The following is a 16,105-nucleotide window of genomic DNA, read 5'->3' on the forward strand; positions in this document are numbered from 1 at the left end:
GGAGCACGCATGCCAAAAATTATCCGCTTGAACGATCTCACCAGCCATGGCGGGAAGGTCATGAGTGTCGCTGCCACGCACTTTACGATAGGCGGCATTGCGGTCGCCTGTGTCGGCGACAAGACGACTTGCCCAATCCATGGCCCAGGCACGATCGTGGAGGGAGCCGCCCGCCATACAGTCAACGGCGTGCCAGTAGCGTACGAGGGCCACAAGACCAGCTGCGGAGCGACCCTGTTGCCTGGCAATCCGCACATGACGCTCAATTAGTCTGCATATTGCATGGCGAGCGGAAGGCTTCGCTCGTCATGTACAGGATTACAATGCATGCCTTTCCCACCTCACAGGAAATCGCATGCTCCGCTTCCTTGCCGCCGCCCTGGCGCTCGCCTCCAGCGCCGCCGCCTTTGCTGCCCCTTCCGCCCAGCCCGCCACCGTCCGCCTCGACTACACCCACAGCGGCAACGCGTTAAGCGACAGCTACTCCATCGAGCGCGTGCTGATCGAGCCGCTGCCCTGGCCGGGCGACATGGCGAAAAACTTCGACGAGACCAACCGCGGCCAGAACCGCGTCGAGGTGGTCGATGCGAAGACCGGCGACCTGCTGTATTCGCGCGGTTTCTCGACCGTGTTCGGCGAGTGGCGCACGACTGAGGAGGCAAATAAGCTCAGCCGCAGCTTCAGCGAGTCGGTGCGCTTTCCTCAGTTCGACAAGCCGGTGCGCGTGCGCATCCTGAAGCGCGACGAACGCAATGCCTTCTCGGTGGCCTGGAGCGTGGAAGTCGATCCGAAGGCGCCGGACGTGGTGAAACAGCAGCCACCAGCGCCAGCCAAGCCGATCCCGATCCGCGTCAGCGGTCCGTCGCCGCAAAAGGTCGATTTGCTGATCCTCGGCGACGGCTACACCGCAGCCGACATGAAGAAGTTCGAGGCCGACGCGCGCCGCCTGTCGCAGCACCTGTTCACGGTGTCGCCGTTCAAGGAACGCGCAAGCGACTTCAACGTGTGGGCGCTGGCGGTGCCGACCACGGAATCGGGCATATCGCGGCCGTCGACCGGCGTGCACCATGCTTCGCCACTCGGCACGCGCTACGACATCTTCGGCAGCGAGCGCTATGTGCTCACGCTCGACAACCGGGCATTGCGCGACATCGCCCAGCACGCGCCCTATGAATTCATCGAAATCCTGGTGAACAACGAAACCTACGGCGGTGGCGGTATCTTCGGCCAGTTCAGCACGGCAGCGGCGGGCAACGCCTGGGCCAAATATTTGTTCGTGCACGAGTTCGGCCACCATTTCGCCGGCCTCGCCGACGAGTACTACACCTCGCCGGTGGCTTACCAGCCGAGCGATGCGCGCCCTGAACCATGGGAGCCGAACGTGACCGCCTTGCGCGATCCGGCCAAGCTCAAATGGAAACAACATGTAACAGCCGGCACGCCTTTGCCCACGCCCTGGCCGAAAAAAGAATACGAAGATGCCTCGCGCGCCTACCAGAAAAAGCGCGCGGCGCTGCGTGAAAACAACCGTCCGGAAAGCGAAATGGACGCGCTGTTCCGCGAAGACCTGGCGCGCACGAAAACGCTGTTCGAGAAGCAGCCGCATCGTCACGCCATAGGGGCATTCGAGGGGGCGAACTATGAAGCGACCGGGTATTACCGGCCGGCGATGCAGTGCATCATGTTCGACCGCAGCGAGGCGTTCTGTCCGGTTTGCCGGGACGGGATCGTCGACATCATCGACCTGTATGCGGGGCCGGCGCGGCGCTGAAACACCTTGTTTCAACTCAGCAGTAATGTGTGTGGTGGCGAACAGAACTTCCGGTGTGGGAGGCATATTCTGGACCTGTGCTTAACAAAAATACAAACGCAGGCACAGACCTGCACCCCACCATAAAACCGAAAGGACATACCATGAACAAGCTGCTCGCAACCCTGATCGCCGGCGTTTTCGCTACCTCCGCTTACGCCCAGACCACCGTCAACTCGGCCAACACCGAAGCCGTCGTGAAAGCCGAAGCCAAGGCTGAAGCCGACGTCGCCAAGGCCGAAGCGAAAGAAGCCAAGGCTGCTGCCAAGGCCGACGAAAAAGCCACCAAGGCCGTCGCCGACGCCCAGGAAAAGAAAGCCAAGGCCCACGCCAAGGCCGTGAAGGCCCACGCCGACGCAGCCGAGAAAGTCACCAAGGCTGACCCGGAAGACCGCGCCAAGGCGGTTGCCAAGGCCGAGGAAAAGGTCTCGGAAGCGAACCTGAAGGCCGAGAAGACCATGATCAAGGCCGACGAAAAGTCACTGAAGAAGCAGGTTGATGCCGCCGCCGATCGTGCGACCGCTGCTGCCAAGACCGAACAGGTCCGCGCTGAAGCCGCCGCCGACGTGCACAAGGCTGCTGCTAAGCACTAATCGCGCGTTGAGCGTATGAAGAATGCCGGCGTGATGCCGGCATTTTTTATTGTGTCGGTGGGTTATCGATGTTCACGCGATTCGCGAATTCGGATGGGTTCGAACGCGTGGGCACGGGGCGCCCACCCTACGTTGGCATCGACCCGGGTGCGCGCATACGTAGGGTGGGCGCCCCGTGCCCACGCGGTATAACAGTTCCGACATCGCACAATTCACACAGCTACGGCAGACATAAGCCACAAACAACAAAGCCGGCTTTCGCCGGCTTTGTCCATTCACGCTGCGGTCAAACGATTACTCGCCCGTCGCCCGCATCGCCAGATCCGTCGCCTTCAGCTTCGCCGACAGCGGCTTGCCCTTCTTCGCACGCTTGCCGAAGTGCGGCTCCAGCCCCGACGCGTACAGCTCCACCACGCGCGGCTTCGAACCGGCCCAGGTGCCGATCACGTTCACGCCTTTCTGGCTGATCGGCTGCACGGCGAGCAGCGTTTCCTTCGGCTCCAGCTCCATCAGGATCACGCCACGCCCGCCATTGGTCAGCACCTTCATCTCGTCGATGCCGAACACCAGCACGCGGCCTTTCTCCGACAAACAGGCCACCGCGCCGGCGGTATCCGAAATCACGCGCGGCGCCAGCGGCACGGCCTTGTCGTCGAGCGTGATGAAGGACTTGCCGCCCTTCAGGCGGCTGATCATGTCGCCGGCCTTGGTGATGAAACCGAAACCGTTCGAGGTCGAGATCAGCAAGCGCGTCTCACCGGAACCCGCGAAGTAATGCAGGATGCGCACGCCGCCCGACAGATCGACCAGCGTGGTGATCGGCACGCCGTCCCCACGCGCCCCAGGCAGGGCCGCCACCGGCACCGAATACACCTTGCCGTTGTCGCCGATGCCCAGCAGGGTGTCGACGGTGCGGCACTCGAAGGCGCTGCCCAGCGAGTCGCCCGGCTTGAAGGTGAACTGGGCGTGGTCATGCCCGATGCCGGTACGCGCGCGTACCCAGCCCTTTTCGGAAATGATCACCGTTACCGGCTCGTCGATGACCTTCTGCTCGGCCACGGCGCGCTGCGCTTCTTCGATCACGGTACGGCGCGCATCGCCGAACTGCTTGGCGTCGGCTTCGATCTCGCGGATGATGGTGCGCTTCATGGTCGACGGGTTGGCCAGGATGTCTTCCAGCTTCTCCTTCTCGCCGCGCAGCTGGGCCAGCTCCTGCTCGATCTTGATCGCCTCCAAACGCGCCAACTGGCGCAGGCGGATTTCCAGGATGTCCTCGGCCTGGCGTTCCGACAGCTTGAAGCGCTCGATCAGGGCCGCCTTCGGATCGTCCGAGTTGCGGATGATGGCGATCACCTCGTCGATGTTCAGCAGGACGATCTCGCGGCCTTCCAGGATGTGGATGCGGTCGTTGACCTTGCCCAGCCTGAACTCGGTCCGGCGGCGCACGGTGACGAAGCGGAAGTCGATCCACTCCTGCAGGATGTCGTTCAGGCCCTTCTGGCGCGGACGGCCATCGCCGCCGATCATCACCAGGTTGATCGGGCTCGAGGTTTCCAGCGAGGTGTGCGCCAGCAGCAGCAGCATGAATTCGTTCTGGTCCTGGTTCTTCGACTTCGGCTCGAACACCAGGCGCACCGGCGCTTCGCGGCCGGATTCGTCGCGCATGGTGTCGAGCGAGTTCAGGATGGTTTGCTTCAGCGCGATCTGTTCCGGCGTCAGCGTCTTCTTGCCCAGCTTGACCTTCGGGTTGGTCAGCTCCTCGATCTCCTGCTGCACCTTGGCGGCCGAGGTGCCCGGCGGCAGTTCGGTGACGACCGCCTGCCACTGGCCACGGGCGAGTTCTTCGATCTTCCAGCGCGCGCGCACCTTCATCGAGCCGCGGCCGGTGGCGTACATGTCGGCGATCTGCGAAGCCGGGGTGATGATCTGGCCGCCGCCCGGGAAGTCCGGGCCCGGGATGATGGTCATCAGTTCGGCGTTCGAGATCTTCGGGTTGCGGATCATGGCGACGGCCGCATCGGCCACTTCGCGCAGGTTGTGCGACGGGATCTCGGTGGCCAGGCCCACCGCGATGCCGGAGGCGCCATTCAGCAGCACCATCGGCAGGCGCGCCGGCAGGGCGCGCGGCTCGTTCGTGGTGCCGTCGTAGTTCGGCTGGAAGTCGACGGTGCCCATGTCGATTTCATCTAACAGCAGGCGCGAGATCGGGGTCAGGCGGGCTTCGGTGTAGCGCATCGCCGCGGCGCCGTCGCCGTCGCGCGAGCCGAAGTTGCCCTGGCCGTCGATCAGCGGGTAGCGCAGCGAGAAGTCCTGGGCCATGCGCACCAGCGCGTCGTACACCGACTGGTCGCCGTGCGGGTGGAGTTTACCGAGCACGTCGCCGACCACGGCGGCGCATTTGCGCGGCTTGGCGGTGGCGCCCAGGCCCAGTTCGTTCATCGCGTACAGGATGCGGCGCTGGACCGGCTTCTGGCCGTCGGAGACGTCGGGCAGGGCGCGGCCCTTGACCACCGAGACGGCGTAGTCGAGGTAGGCGCGCTCGGCGAAGGTGGACAGGGTCAGCGATTCGACGTCGTCGAGCGCTTCGCTGGCTTGTTCGAACAGATTTGCTTGAGTAGACATGGTACTTACGAAAATGGATGTTGATTCTTTTTAGTGCGGATCATGTTCACGAACATGAACATCGCGACACCGAAGAGCGGCGAAATGAGCATCGACAGCGGCGAGCTGCGCAGCATGGACATCTCCGGCCGCAACGTCATGATCACGAAGACCAGGACCAGCCCGCCCGCCACCGCGGCGAAGGGATTGATGGTCGGATTCGACAGCAGCATGCCGCCCAGCGCCCACAGCCAGACCACGGCGGCGTGCAGCTGCAGCGGCAGCGGCGAGACATCGGCGCCCGCCACCAGGGCGATGGCCCCGGCCAGCCACACGCAGCGCAGCGGCAGCAGCAGATGGGCCTTGTCCGGCATGCGGTTCCACAAATCGGCGCCGCCACGGTAGAGCAGTTGCAGGGCGCAATAGGCCCCGGCCGCGCAGGTGACGTAGCCGTAGCCGGGGTAGCCCTTGTCGGCCATCGAGTGGCCGACCATGACCGCGCAGATGGCGCCGACGATGTAGTGCGCCTTGTCGAACAGGACCGAGTTGGCGAAGCAGGCCACCAGCGTACAGGCGACCATCGCCGTGCCCAGCAGCCAGGCAAAGGCCGGCGCCGGATCCGGGATGAACAACAGCGCCGACAGCAGCGCGAAGACGGGAATCCAGCCCAGCTGCACGGCAGGGCGGAAGCGCAGGTCGAACAGCAGCCGGTCGCGCCATGGCGTATCGCGCAGGCGCGCCAGCGGGTCGACAAGGGCCCAGGCCAGGCCGGCAATGAGTGCCAGCGGCAGGAACAGCAGCAGGAAGTGGCTGTCGAAGCCCAGCACCATCTTGCGGTCGGAGAAACTGGCGAGCATGAAGGGCGCGACGCCCACGCCCGCGCTGATCAGCGCGGTCTCCAGGAAATAACGGCGCCCCGCGACGCGTCTTTCCCATTCTGCGACCACCTCGGGGTTCAGCTTGAAGTACAGCAGTTCGCGGTGGTATTCGCGGATCAGCGCGATCTGCGCGCGCATCTGGCGCGTGAAGTTGCCGATGATGGTGCGGCCGAAGCGGCGCCCGGCGCTGTCCGCGAGCAGTGCTGCGATCACGGGTTCGGTGCTCGCGCGCTGCAGCAGCGCGTTGTAGTCGCGCCCGGCGCGCAGACGCGCCATGGCTTCGCCGGTGGCGTCCGGCAGGCGGCGGCGCACGAAGGCGTCGTCTTCCAGCCAGCCGAAGACGGCGAAGATGGCTTCGCGCAGCTCGTCCTCGCAGGCCGCGCCGGCGCAGTACTGGATGGCGAACAGCTCGAAATGCTCGCGCACTTCGAGCAGCATCATGTCCTCGCCTTCCATGATCAGCTTCAGCTGGTACTTGGGCGAGACGGCGGATTTCTGGACGAACTGCCCCCACAGCAGGCTGGCGATCTCGAAGGCGGCCGCGCTCGCGGCCTCGGCGGCGGCGCGGGCTTCTTCGCGCTGCCGGCGCCGTTCCTGTTCCAGGGCCAGGCGCTGGGCGCGCTCGTCGGCCACCACGCGCAGGGCGGGCACCGGGTGTTCCCAGGCTTCCTCGCGGAAGGCGGCGACCGGGCGTTCCCAGGCGGGCTCCTGGTCTTCAAGGGTGTCCTCGGGCGCGGCTGAATGAACGGGCGCCTGCACCGGCATGCAGACCGGCGCCGGTTCGTGGAACTGCGCAGGCACTTCCATCGGCGCCTGTGCGACCAGCACTTCCGGCGCGGCCTGCTCGTCGGCGCCATCCAGGTAAGGCGCCATCTGCAGCGCCGCCTGGTAGGCGTCGTTCAGGTGCTGGAAGCCTTCGGCGTCGTCTTCCGGCCGCGTGACTTTCAGCTTGCGGCCATAGGCGCGCTTGATCGCACGCACGTCCGGCGTGGGGTCGATGCCGAGGACGGCCCAGGCACTCATTCCAGGCCGCCGCGGTCGAGGTCGGCCAGCACCTTTTGCAGGGTTTCGCGGGCACGGCGCGCGGCCTGCTGGTCCTGCTGGTCGAGCACGGACTGGAAGGCGGCGATGTGCTGGGCCAGGTACTCGCGGGCGTCGCCCAGCAGTTCCTGGTACAGGCGGTCGGCCTCGGCCACCACGGTGCGGTTCTCGATCTGGTCGCGCGGATGGATCTTCAGTTCGGCCAGTTCAGCCAGGCGCTGCTCGACCTGTTCGGGCGTCATCACGCCGGCGTTCTCGGTGATCACCAGCTTGTGCTTGTCCTGGGTCGGGTAGACCGTGATCTCGGCTTCCAGCACGCCGCTGATGTCATAGGTAAAACGCACGTCGGCGTTGATCTCGCCGGCTTTTTTTGGCGGGATCGGGAAGTCGATCGCGCCGAGATACACGTTGTCCTTCACCAGGCGCGCCTCGCCCTGGTAGACCAGCACGCGCAGCTCGCGCTGGCCGTCGCGCACGGTGGTGATGTTCTGCACGCGCGACACCGGCACCGTCGAATTGCGCTCGATGATGGGCAGGTAGTGGCCCGATTCGTAATTGTTCGGCCCGATCTGGCGCGAGATGTTGATGCCGAGCGAGTAGGGCGCGACGTCGGTCATCACTACTTCCTCAAGGGCGGCGTCGCGCATCTTGAGGCCGGCCTGCACCGCCGCACCGAGGGCGATGGCGTGGTCCGGGTCGAGGTGCACCGACGGGAAGCGGCCGAACATGCGCGACACGAGCTTGCGCACGATCGGCATGCGGGTGGCGCCGCCGGCCAGCACCACGGCGTCGAGTTCGCTCGCCTTGATGGTGGAGTCGCGCAGGGCGCGGTCGACCGGCTTGCGCAGGCGCTGCAGCAGCGGCTCGCACAGCTGGGCGAGGGTGTCTTCGTCGAGGCGCCAGGTGAATTCGCGGCCCTCGTGCTGGAAGCGCATCTCGGTGCTGGCGGACTCCGACAGCGCGCGCTTGGCACGTTCGGCTTCGTCGCGCAGGCGCTGGGTTTGCGCGCGGGTCAGCACGTGGCCGCCGAGCGCGTTGCGCAGGCTGCTGCGTTCGTAGAAAGTCTTGACCAGCACTTCGACGAAGTCTTCGCCGCCCAAAAAATTGTCGCCGGCCGAGGCGCGCACTTCCATCACGCCCTCGAACAGGTCGAGGATGGAAACGTCGAAGGTGCCGCCGCCCAGGTCGAAGACCAGGAACTTGGTTTCCTGCTGGCTGTCCTGGATGCCGTAGGCCAGGGCGGCGGCGGTCGGTTCGTTCAGCAGGCGTTCGACGCGCAGGCCGGCCAGCTGGCCTGCCGCGCGCGTGGCCTTGCGCTGGGCGTCGCTGAAGTAGGCCGGCACCGTGATGATGGCTTCTTCGACCGGTTGGCCGAGCCAGGCCTCGGCGTCTTCCTTCAGGGCGCGCAGCACCAGCGAGGACAGCTCTTCCGGACGGAATTGCTGCTTGCCGAGCCCTGTTACGCGCTCGCTGCCCATGTAGCGTTTGAACAGCGAGGTGGTCATGTCGGGATGGGTCTGGAGGCGCGAACGTGCCGCCGCGCCCACCAGGACCGTGCCGTCGTCGTCGATGCCGACGCAGGACGGCGTCAGGTACTCGCCGAGCGCATTGGGAATGATCTGCGCGCGCCCGTCACGCCAGGCTGCTACCAAGCTGTTTGTGGTGCCCAAATCAATACCAATGATCATGATCAGATGTCCGCTTCGGTTTCGTTACCGTGTTCTTCGATCCAGGCGCGCCGTGCGGCGGCCTCCCCTTTGCCCATCAACATGTTGAAACGCGCGCTCGATTCGCCGTGGTCGAAGTCGCCCAGCGACACCGGCAGCAGGCGGCGGGTGTCCGGGTTCATCGTGGTTTCCCACAGCTGCTCGGCGTTCATCTCGCCCAGGCCCTTGAAGCGCGAAATACTCCAGCTGCCTTCCTTCAGGCCTTCCTTCTTCAGCTTGTCTTCGATGGCCAGCAGTTCGCCATCGTCCAGCGCGTACAGCTTTTGCAGCGGCTTCTTGCCGCGTGCCGGCACGTCGACGCGGTACAGCGGTGGACGCGCCACGCAGATGTGGCCGTGGCGGAACAGGGCAGGGAAGTGCTTGAAGAACAGCGTCAGCAGCAGGACCTGGATGTGCGAGCCGTCGACGTCCGCATCCGACAGGATGCAGATCTTGCCGTAGCGCAGACCGGAGAGGTCCGGCGAATCGCCGTGGGCGTGCGGGTCGACGCCGATCGCCACCGAGATGTCGTGGATCTCGTTGTTGGCGAACAGGCGGTCGCGGTCGGTTTCCCAGGTGTTCAGCACCTTGCCGCGCAATGGCAAAATCGCCTGGTATTCCTTGTCGCGGCCCATTTTTGCGGAACCGCCGGCCGAGTCGCCCTCGACCAGGAACAGTTCGTTGCGGGTCAGGTCGGTCGATTCGCAATCGGTCAGCTTGCCCGGCAACACGGCCACGCCCGAGGACTTCTTCTTCTCGACCTTTTGCAGCGAGCGCATGCGCGACTGGGCCTGCTTGATGACCAGGTCGGCGAGCTTCTTGCCGTATTCGACGTGCTGGTTCAGCCACAGTTCGAGCGGCGGCTTGGTGAAGGTGGAGACCAGCTTCACCGCGTCGCGCGAGTTCAGACGTTCCTTGGTCTGGCCCTGGAATTGCGGGTCCAGCACCTTTGCCGACAGCACGAAGGAGACGCGGGCGAACACGTCTTCCGGCAGCAGTTTCACGCCTTTCGGCAGCAGGCCGTGCAGTTCCACGAAGCCCTTCACGGCGCCGAACAGGCCGTCGCGCAGGCCGGACTCGTGCGAGCCGCCGCTTGGGGTCGGGATCAGGTTGACGTAGGACTCGCGCACCACGCTGCCTTCTTCGTTCCAGGCCACGACCCAGGCCGCGCCTTCGCCTTCGGCAAAGCTTTCGTCGCCGGCCGGCGCGTACTGCGCACCCTCGAACAGCGGGATCAGGGTCTGGCCGCTCGAGCCTTGCGCCAGCGCCTCGGTCAGGTAGCCGCGCAGGCCTTCGTCGTAGCGCCAGGTTTGCACGTCGCCGGTTTTCGCATTCGTCAGGGTGACGGTGACGCCCGGCAGCAGCACGGCCTTCGAGCGCAGCAGGCGCACCAGTTCGGCCATCGGGATGTTCGGCGAATCGAAGTATTTCGGGTCGGGCCAGGCGGTGACGCGGGTGCCGTTCTTCTTGCCGCCGCGCTCGAACGGCGCGGAGCTCAGGGGCTCGACCACGTCGCCGTTCTCGAAGACCAGTCGGTGGATGCCGTTACCATCGTCGGTCTTGCGCCAGACGTTGATCTCCAGGCGGGTCGAGAGGGCGTTGGTGACCGAGACGCCGACACCGTGCAGGCCGCCCGAGAAGGCATAGGCGCCGCCCGAACCCTTGTCGAACTTGCCGCCGGCGTGCAGGCGCGTGAAGACGATCTCGACCGTGGAGACGCCTTCTTCCGGGTGGATGCCGACCGGGATGCCGCGGCCGTCGTCTTCGACCGTGACCGAGCCGTCGACGTTCAGGGTGACGCCGATGTTGTTGCAATAGCCGCCCAGTGCCTCGTCCGAGGCGTTGTCGATCACCTCCTGGATGATGTGCAGCGGGTTCTCGGTCCGGGTGTACATGCCCGGACGCTGCTTCACGGGTTCGAGTCCCTTCAGGACGCGGATGGATGATTCGCTGTAATCGGGTGCGGGTTTCTTGGTTGCCATGCTGATGAGTGTTTTTTTGAAATGCCTGCGCATTCTATCTTGTCGGAAGGAAAAAATAGGAATGGCATCGTTGGAATGTGCTTGTCAACGAACAGGAACGTGACTAGATTGATACGCAAGTTCGCAAGCTTAATGCGGCTCCGAGAAATCGTCGAACAGAAAGCGCTGGCCAAGACCAATACTGTACAGGCATACAGTATAGATAGCAAGAACCGGGGAGAAGGACTCACCTACTCGGCCACACAAGCGGCCAGCGCCGCGGTTTGGCGCACAACAGGCGCGTTGCACCCGCATGGCGCGCCGGATGATTCGATCATGCATGCCAGGAAAACCCCCACGGCCGTCCGTCTGCTCGGCTTCACGCCCGATGCCGCCGACGGCATCGCTTCGCTGTTGGCGGATGCGCCTGCTTGCGGCCCGCTGTACGCCTGCCTGCACGAGGACAGTTTGCAGGAGCCCGATGTCTACCTGGCCGATGGCGAGAACGCCTGTGCGATGCTGCGCCTGTCGAGCATGCGCAGTCCGCCGCTGGCGCTGCAGGTGGGTGGCTGCGAGCGCGGCAATGCCTGGACCCGGGTCGAGCGTCCGCTCGAAGCGGCGTCCCTGCACGCGACGCTGGCCCAGTTGGTGGCGGAACGCCGCCGCACGCTGGAGCGCCTGTGTGCCTGCGGCGAACCGCCCTTGCCGGAACGGCGGCGGCGCCAGCGCGGCATCGGCGAAGGCCAGGATACCGATGCCGTTGCGCTGCGCCAGCCGCCGCGCAACGGCAAGGTGCTGATCGTCGACCAGGGCGGCGCCTTCCGCGACCACCTGGCGCGCCTGGTCGGCGAGCAGCGCCTGCCGATCGCCTGGACCGACAGCGCCTCGGCAGCCGTGCGCCTGTGCGACGAAACGCCGGTGCTGCTGGCCATGATCAACACCTCGACCCCGGGCATCGACCCGTATGCACTGTGCGCGGCGATCAAGGCCCAGGAAGGGGCGGGGCACACGGCGGTGGTGTTCCTGGTAGGGCGGGCGTTTTGCTACGACACGGCGCGGGCGCATTCGGCCGGCGTGCGCGGCCTGCTCGACCAGCCGGTGGCCGACCGCAGCCTGGTGGCGATGCTGCAGCGCCTGGCTTCGATGCCTGCATGAGTCCTGCTCGGCAGTGTGATTTTGTTACAACTTCAAATCGTGCGCGGCCATGACGGGGCTATATTGAAGACATGGCAGACGATCATCAACAAGGCACGGACGAGGCGCCAGGACCGCCTCTCGAAACCCGCCCCGACGCCCCCGTACGCGTTCCCGACCGCCGCTCGGCCGATGGCCCGCCGCGCTACCAGCGTCCCGGCGACACGCCGTTTGCACTGGCCGGCCGGGTATTGTCCTCGCGCTGGCGCGCCCTGCGCGACCGCTTCAGCCGCGACTTCATGCGCCGCACCCTGCGCATCGGCGTCTCGGCCCGCATCTTCCACCCCGAACCGGGCTCGACCGGCCTGCGCAGCAAGAACCTGCAATACCTGGAAGAGTCGATCGCCCAGTGGGTGATGTCGCGCGACGTGCTGGTGTTCATGATCCCGACGGTGAATACCAACGGGCTGCTCCATCCCAGCAACATCACGCTGCGCCACTACGCGCGCCACCTCGACGGCCTGGTGCTGCAGGGCGGGGCGGACGTGTCGCCGCAAACCTATTCCGAAACCCCGACCCGGCCCGAGTGGGGCGGCGACCGCGCGCGCGATCTGTACGAGTTGGAGTTGCTGCACGAATTCGTCGAGGCCGGCAAACCGGTGCTGGGCGTATGCCGCGGTTGCCAGCTGATCAACGTGGCGTTCGGCGGTTCGCTGTACCAGGATGTGGCGACGAATGTGCCCGAGGCGCTGGCCCACGTGCACACCGACTACGACGCGCACCGGCATGCGATCGAATTCCCGCCGGGTTCGTCGCTGCGCAAGATGTTCCCGAAGGCGACGCGGCCCGTGGTGAATTCGATCCACCACCAGGCGGTGAAGGAGCTCGGGCGCGACGTGCGCATCGAGGCGGTGTCGTATCCGGACGGGATCGTCGAGGCGATTCGGTACGACAAGGCGGATTTCGTGATGGGCTTGCAGTGGCATCCGGAATTTCACCGGGCCGGCGGGACGGATTTGTTGGATTGCACGCCGGTGCTGGATGAGTTTTTGAGGGCGGCGCGGGAGACCAGGTTGTAAATTGCTTCGCAGATGATCAGGCGATGAAATGGTGGGTTCGAGAACCCACCCTACAACCTGGTAGGGTGGGTACTTGTACCCACCGTCTCACCATTTGCGCCACGCGCCTGTATCCACCACGCCCATTCCGAAGCACATCAAACTCCCCCGCACACGCTTGCGAAATCGCTTGCCTCTCATCCGCCCCTCCATTACCATTGAATGAGAATGATTCTCATTCATTGAATCCGATGCTGTCCGTCCATCCGAACAAGGGGCTGTCATGAAAGACCAAGCAAACGAGCCGTCCATCCTGCCGGCGCCAGACATGCGCCACCGCGACGCGGTGATGATCGCGTCGCTGCTGCACCTGATGTCGCACTACACCGCGCGCGACGAAAACGACCGTCCCTGCGTGCGCCTGGCCTCGGTGATCGAGCGCCACCTATGCGCGCTGTCGCGCCTGCCCGAGCTCGACCCGGTGCTGCGCGCCACCTGCGAGCAGCTGTGCGAAAAATGGGCCGGCCTGGTCGACGACGGTATGCCGCGTCCGGTGGCCAAGCCGACCTTCATCGAACGCATCATGCGCGGCAGCCGCCTGGGGCCGAGCGCGGCCTGACGACGCCGGCTGTGGCGGTAGGGTGGTCGGCTCCACCTTGGACGATCGGTCATCCGTTCCGTGTGCGCCGCCCACGCGTCGGTCGTTGGCGGCTTCGTGATCGTTCCGGATGATCTGGCTGTTACCGATCAACGCGTGGAGTGATTCAGTCCAGTGGACTGAATCACGAGCCGTCCACCCTACCGCCGCCAGAAGCGCCGCTCGCCCCGGAAGGTATTGATCGCCGAATGCACGATCGCCTCGACACTGCCTTCGCGCTCATACTGCTGGCGCAAGAGTGACGCATCGCTCCCGCCAGCCGCCGCGTTCGCCAGATGGCGCAAGCCGTCCAGGCTGCCGAGGGCGTCGGCATGCGGCTCCATCTTGCGCAGCGTCGTCAGGATATCCTCGCGCAGCGACACCGTTTCGTAGGTCTTCGGATGCGTGATCGACCCGTCCAGCCCGAAGCGGCAGGCCTGGAAGCGGTTGTAGTTATAGACCAGGTAATCGTCCTCGACCGGCGGCTCTTCCACGCGCTGGAGGAGGTAGCTGCACAGCGCCTGCAGGTAGGCCGCCAGCGCCGCCGCGCGCTGCACCGTCAGCGGCGTATCGCACACGCGCAGTTCGATGGTGCCGTACTCCGGCTTCGGCCTCAAATCCCAGTAAAAATCCTTCATGCTCTTGATGATGCCGGTGCGCTCCATCTTGGCGTAATACGCGTGCTCGAAATCGCTCCAGCTGAGCGTGAACGGCGCCCGTCCGCTCATCGGGAAGGCAAACACCGAGTTCAGCCGCGCCGAATCGAACAGGCTGTCATGCCCCTGCACGAAGGGCGACGAGGCCGACAGCGCAATGAAGTGCGGAATGTAGCGGTTCAGCGCATGCAGCAGGTACATGGCGTTGTCGCCATTCCCGCAGCCGATGTGCACGTGCTGGCCGAACACCGTGAACTGCTTGGCCAGGTAGCCGTACAGCGAGGACAGTTGCTCGAAGCGCGGCTTGGAGAAAATCTTTTGCTCGGACCAATGCTGGAAGGGGTGGGTGCCACCGCCGGCAATGCCGATGTTCAGCGTATCGCCGGCGGTCACCAGCGTGTCGCGGATGTCCACCAGTTCGGCCAGCAACTTGCTGTAGTCCGAATGCACGCTCGAATTAATCTCGATCATGCTCTCGGTGATCTCCGGCGTCACATTCCCGGGGAAGGGTTTGCGCGACAGCAGGTGCAGCAAATCGGGGCTGGCGGCGGTCAGGTCGAAATCGGACAAGCTGACCAGCTGCAGTTCGAGCTCGACCCCGAAGGTAAGCGGCTGGGATTCGGCAAAGGCTTCAAGCGGCATGGCGGTTCTCCGGTCGGATGTCTGGCGTCTCACGCGCCCACATCAGGGCGCGCTGGATGATGATGGGACCGAATATTTCGAGCAGCATGGTTACCGCCGCCACCGAACGCAGTTCCTCGACTACCACCACGCCGGCCAGGCGCGCGTGTTCCAGCAGCAGGATGACGAACACCGACAAGGGCGCCAGCGCCACCCCGGCCAGGAAACCCTTGCGCCAGGACACGCCGGAGAGGTGGGCAAAGGCCATCACGCCGCCGGTCTTGGTGAGCAGGCGCGCGATCACGACGGCAACCGCCAGCCAGATGCCGGCCGCGACCTTTTCCCAGTCCAGGGTCGATGCCGCGAACACGAACAGCAGGATGGTCAGCAGTTCGCCCAATGCACCGAAATTGCGCTGGGCCTGGCTGAAGGCCACGCGGCGGTGGCGCGCCACCAGGCCGAAGGCGAGCGAGGCCACCACTGGCGACAGCCCGCCGGCGTAGGAGATCGCCACCAGCAGGATCACGGCGATGGCAAAGGCGACGGTGGCATCGTGGCGCGGATTGCCGATCGCGCGCAGCAGGGCCGGCACCACCAGCCCGAACACCGCGCCGGTGAGGGCCGAGACCGCCAGCAGCACCAGGCTGTTCCAGAGCGCGTCACCCAGGTCTTCGAAGGTGCGGAAGATCCAGAAGCCGATCACGGCATTGAAGGCGAACACCGCCAGCACGCAGTTCTGCGCCGACAGGTGCAGCACGCGCTCGGTCACCTGGCCCGAACTGCGCTGCTCGTTGATCACGCGCACTACTGTGGCGGGCGAGGTGGCCATGGCCAGCGAGGCCAGCATCAGCGAGGTGAGCTCCGGCGTGCCGAAGGCGACCGCGATGAAGTAGACGGCGACGAAAGTGGCGCCCGATTCGACCAGGCCGCTGAGGCCGATCCACGGGTTGTTGCGCAACCAACGCAAATTGATGCGGTAACCGAGTTCGAACAGGATCAGGCCGAAGGCGACGTCGGCCAGCATGGGGATGGCGCCGGCGTCGGGCACGGGCAGCACGCCCAATTGCGGCGCGCCGAGGGCGAAGCCGACCAGGCCATAAAAGCTGATGCGCGGGAGGTTGGTGTAGCGCTGGCCAAATTCCCCGGCAATCCAGGCAATGGCAATCGCAACTGGCCACGCGAGGGCATTCAGGATCGGCAACAGCTCAGTCATGCAATCTCCAGAAGTTGAAGCGAGTAGATGGGTAAATACAGCTCGGTTGCATACTACAGGCCGGTGCAGGGCGCACGATTGGCGCTACCGGCGTTGGCGCAGACCTGGAGCAAATATCGTGTTTTGCGGCCAGGCCGTCCGTGCTCGCACTAACAAAGTGCAGGGCGATTGCTGGCGCGTTGTCATCGGGCACGCC

12 protein-coding genes are annotated in these 16,105 nt (G+C 65.1%); 6 read left to right on the forward strand and 6 right to left on the reverse strand.

Going from position 1 to position 16,105, the window contains the following annotated elements; translation table 11 throughout:
• Positions 1-9 precede the first annotated feature (9 nt).
• From QPK31_RS06355 to QPK31_RS06365, 3 genes are all read left to right on the forward strand, one after another.
• Complete coding sequence (locus tag QPK31_RS06355) at positions 10-270, forward strand: PAAR domain-containing protein (RefSeq protein ID WP_290422098.1); 261 nt, start codon at positions 10-12, stop codon at positions 268-270.
• 85 nt (positions 271-355) lie between these two features.
• Complete coding sequence (locus QPK31_RS06360; protein WP_290422099.1) at positions 356-1,771, forward strand: M64 family metallopeptidase; 1,416 nt, start codon at positions 356-358, stop codon at positions 1,769-1,771.
• Between the two features lie 143 nt (positions 1,772-1,914).
• The gene (locus QPK31_RS06365) at positions 1,915-2,403 is read left to right on the forward strand and encodes a hypothetical protein (RefSeq protein ID WP_290422100.1); all 489 of its coding nucleotides are present in this window, start codon (positions 1,915-1,917) and stop codon (positions 2,401-2,403) included.
• A 294-nt stretch (positions 2,404-2,697) separates the two neighbouring features.
• On the opposite strand, the gene parC is transcribed toward QPK31_RS06365, so the two are convergent.
• The 4 genes from parC to QPK31_RS06385 are packed head-to-tail and all read right to left on the reverse strand — an operon-like array spanning position 2,698 to position 10,611.
• Positions 2,698-5,025: a DNA topoisomerase IV subunit A gene (gene parC, locus QPK31_RS06370; RefSeq protein ID WP_290422101.1), complete on the reverse strand. Its 2,328-nt coding sequence runs from the start codon at positions 5,023-5,025 to the stop codon at positions 2,698-2,700.
• 5 nt (positions 5,026-5,030) lie between these two features.
• On the reverse strand, positions 5,031-6,905 hold the full coding sequence (locus QPK31_RS06375; protein ID WP_290422102.1) for a hypothetical protein: 1,875 nt from the start codon (positions 6,903-6,905) through the stop codon (positions 5,031-5,033).
• On the reverse strand, positions 6,902-8,611 hold the full coding sequence (locus QPK31_RS06380; protein ID WP_290422103.1) for a molecular chaperone HscC: 1,710 nt from the start codon (positions 8,609-8,611) through the stop codon (positions 6,902-6,904). Before QPK31_RS06380 ends, QPK31_RS06375 begins: the two co-directional genes overlap by 4 nt.
• A gap of 2 nt (positions 8,612-8,613) precedes the next feature.
• On the reverse strand, positions 8,614-10,611 hold the full coding sequence (locus tag QPK31_RS06385; protein ID WP_290422104.1) for a DNA topoisomerase IV subunit B: 1,998 nt from the start codon (positions 10,609-10,611) through the stop codon (positions 8,614-8,616).
• A 315-nt stretch (positions 10,612-10,926) separates the two neighbouring features.
• On the opposite strand from QPK31_RS06385, the gene QPK31_RS06390 reads away from it, so the two are divergent.
• The 3 genes from QPK31_RS06390 (at position 10,927) to QPK31_RS06400 (ending at position 13,401) form a co-directional block, all read left to right on the forward strand.
• A complete protein-coding gene (locus QPK31_RS06390) occupies positions 10,927-11,745 on the forward strand; it encodes a two-component system response regulator (RefSeq protein WP_290422105.1) in 819 nt (272 codons plus the stop codon).
• Positions 11,746-11,816: 71 nt separating this feature from the next.
• Positions 11,817-12,803, forward strand: a complete 987-nt coding sequence (locus QPK31_RS06395) for a gamma-glutamyl-gamma-aminobutyrate hydrolase family protein (RefSeq protein ID WP_290422106.1) — start codon at positions 11,817-11,819, stop codon at positions 12,801-12,803.
• Between the two features lie 262 nt (positions 12,804-13,065).
• Positions 13,066-13,401, forward strand: coding sequence for a hypothetical protein (locus QPK31_RS06400; protein WP_290422107.1), 336 nt, complete (start codon positions 13,066-13,068; stop codon positions 13,399-13,401).
• Positions 13,402-13,580: 179 nt separating this feature from the next.
• On the opposite strand, the gene QPK31_RS06405 is transcribed toward QPK31_RS06400, so the two are convergent.
• Positions 13,581-14,717 (reverse strand): YbdK family carboxylate-amine ligase, encoded by a 1,137-nt coding sequence (locus QPK31_RS06405; RefSeq protein WP_290422108.1) that lies wholly within the window; start codon positions 14,715-14,717, stop codon positions 13,581-13,583.
• On the reverse strand, positions 14,707-15,909 hold the full coding sequence (locus QPK31_RS06410) for a cation:proton antiporter (RefSeq protein ID WP_290422109.1): 1,203 nt from the start codon (positions 15,907-15,909) through the stop codon (positions 14,707-14,709). The genes QPK31_RS06405 and QPK31_RS06410 overlap by 11 nt, the downstream gene beginning before the upstream one ends.
• Between the last annotated feature and the right edge of the window lie 196 nt (positions 15,910-16,105).

It is taken from the genome of Massilia sp. YIM B02769 (genome assembly GCF_030411995.1).
Classification (GTDB): Bacteria; Pseudomonadota; Gammaproteobacteria; order Burkholderiales; family Burkholderiaceae_D; genus Telluria.

What these genes read in the sequence shown, in the direction of transcription:
- QPK31_RS06355 (WP_290422098.1), top strand. Translation starts at nt 10, where the DNA reads ATGCCAAAAATTATCCGCTTGAACGATCTCACCAGCCATGGCGGGAAG.
- QPK31_RS06360 (WP_290422099.1), top strand. Translation starts at nt 356, where the DNA reads ATGCTCCGCTTCCTTGCCGCCGCCCTGGCGCTCGCCTCCAGCGCCGCC.
- QPK31_RS06365 (WP_290422100.1), top strand. Translation starts at nt 1,915, where the DNA reads ATGAACAAGCTGCTCGCAACCCTGATCGCCGGCGTTTTCGCTACCTCC.
- parC (WP_290422101.1), bottom strand. Translation starts at nt 5,025, where the DNA reads ATGTCTACTCAAGCAAATCTGTTCGAACAAGCCAGCGAAGCGCTCGAC.
- QPK31_RS06375 (WP_290422102.1), bottom strand. Translation starts at nt 6,905, where the DNA reads ATGAGTGCCTGGGCCGTCCTCGGCATCGACCCCACGCCGGACGTGCGT.
- QPK31_RS06380 (WP_290422103.1), bottom strand. Translation starts at nt 8,611, where the DNA reads ATGATCATTGGTATTGATTTGGGCACCACAAACAGCTTGGTAGCAGCC.
- QPK31_RS06385 (WP_290422104.1), bottom strand. Translation starts at nt 10,611, where the DNA reads ATGGCAACCAAGAAACCCGCACCCGATTACAGCGAATCATCCATCCGC.
- QPK31_RS06390 (WP_290422105.1), top strand. Translation starts at nt 10,927, where the DNA reads ATGCATGCCAGGAAAACCCCCACGGCCGTCCGTCTGCTCGGCTTCACG.
- QPK31_RS06395 (WP_290422106.1), top strand. Translation starts at nt 11,817, where the DNA reads ATGGCAGACGATCATCAACAAGGCACGGACGAGGCGCCAGGACCGCCT.
- QPK31_RS06400 (WP_290422107.1), top strand. Translation starts at nt 13,066, where the DNA reads ATGAAAGACCAAGCAAACGAGCCGTCCATCCTGCCGGCGCCAGACATG.
- QPK31_RS06405 (WP_290422108.1), bottom strand. Translation starts at nt 14,717, where the DNA reads ATGCCGCTTGAAGCCTTTGCCGAATCCCAGCCGCTTACCTTCGGGGTC.
- QPK31_RS06410 (WP_290422109.1), bottom strand. Translation starts at nt 15,909, where the DNA reads ATGACTGAGCTGTTGCCGATCCTGAATGCCCTCGCGTGGCCAGTTGCG.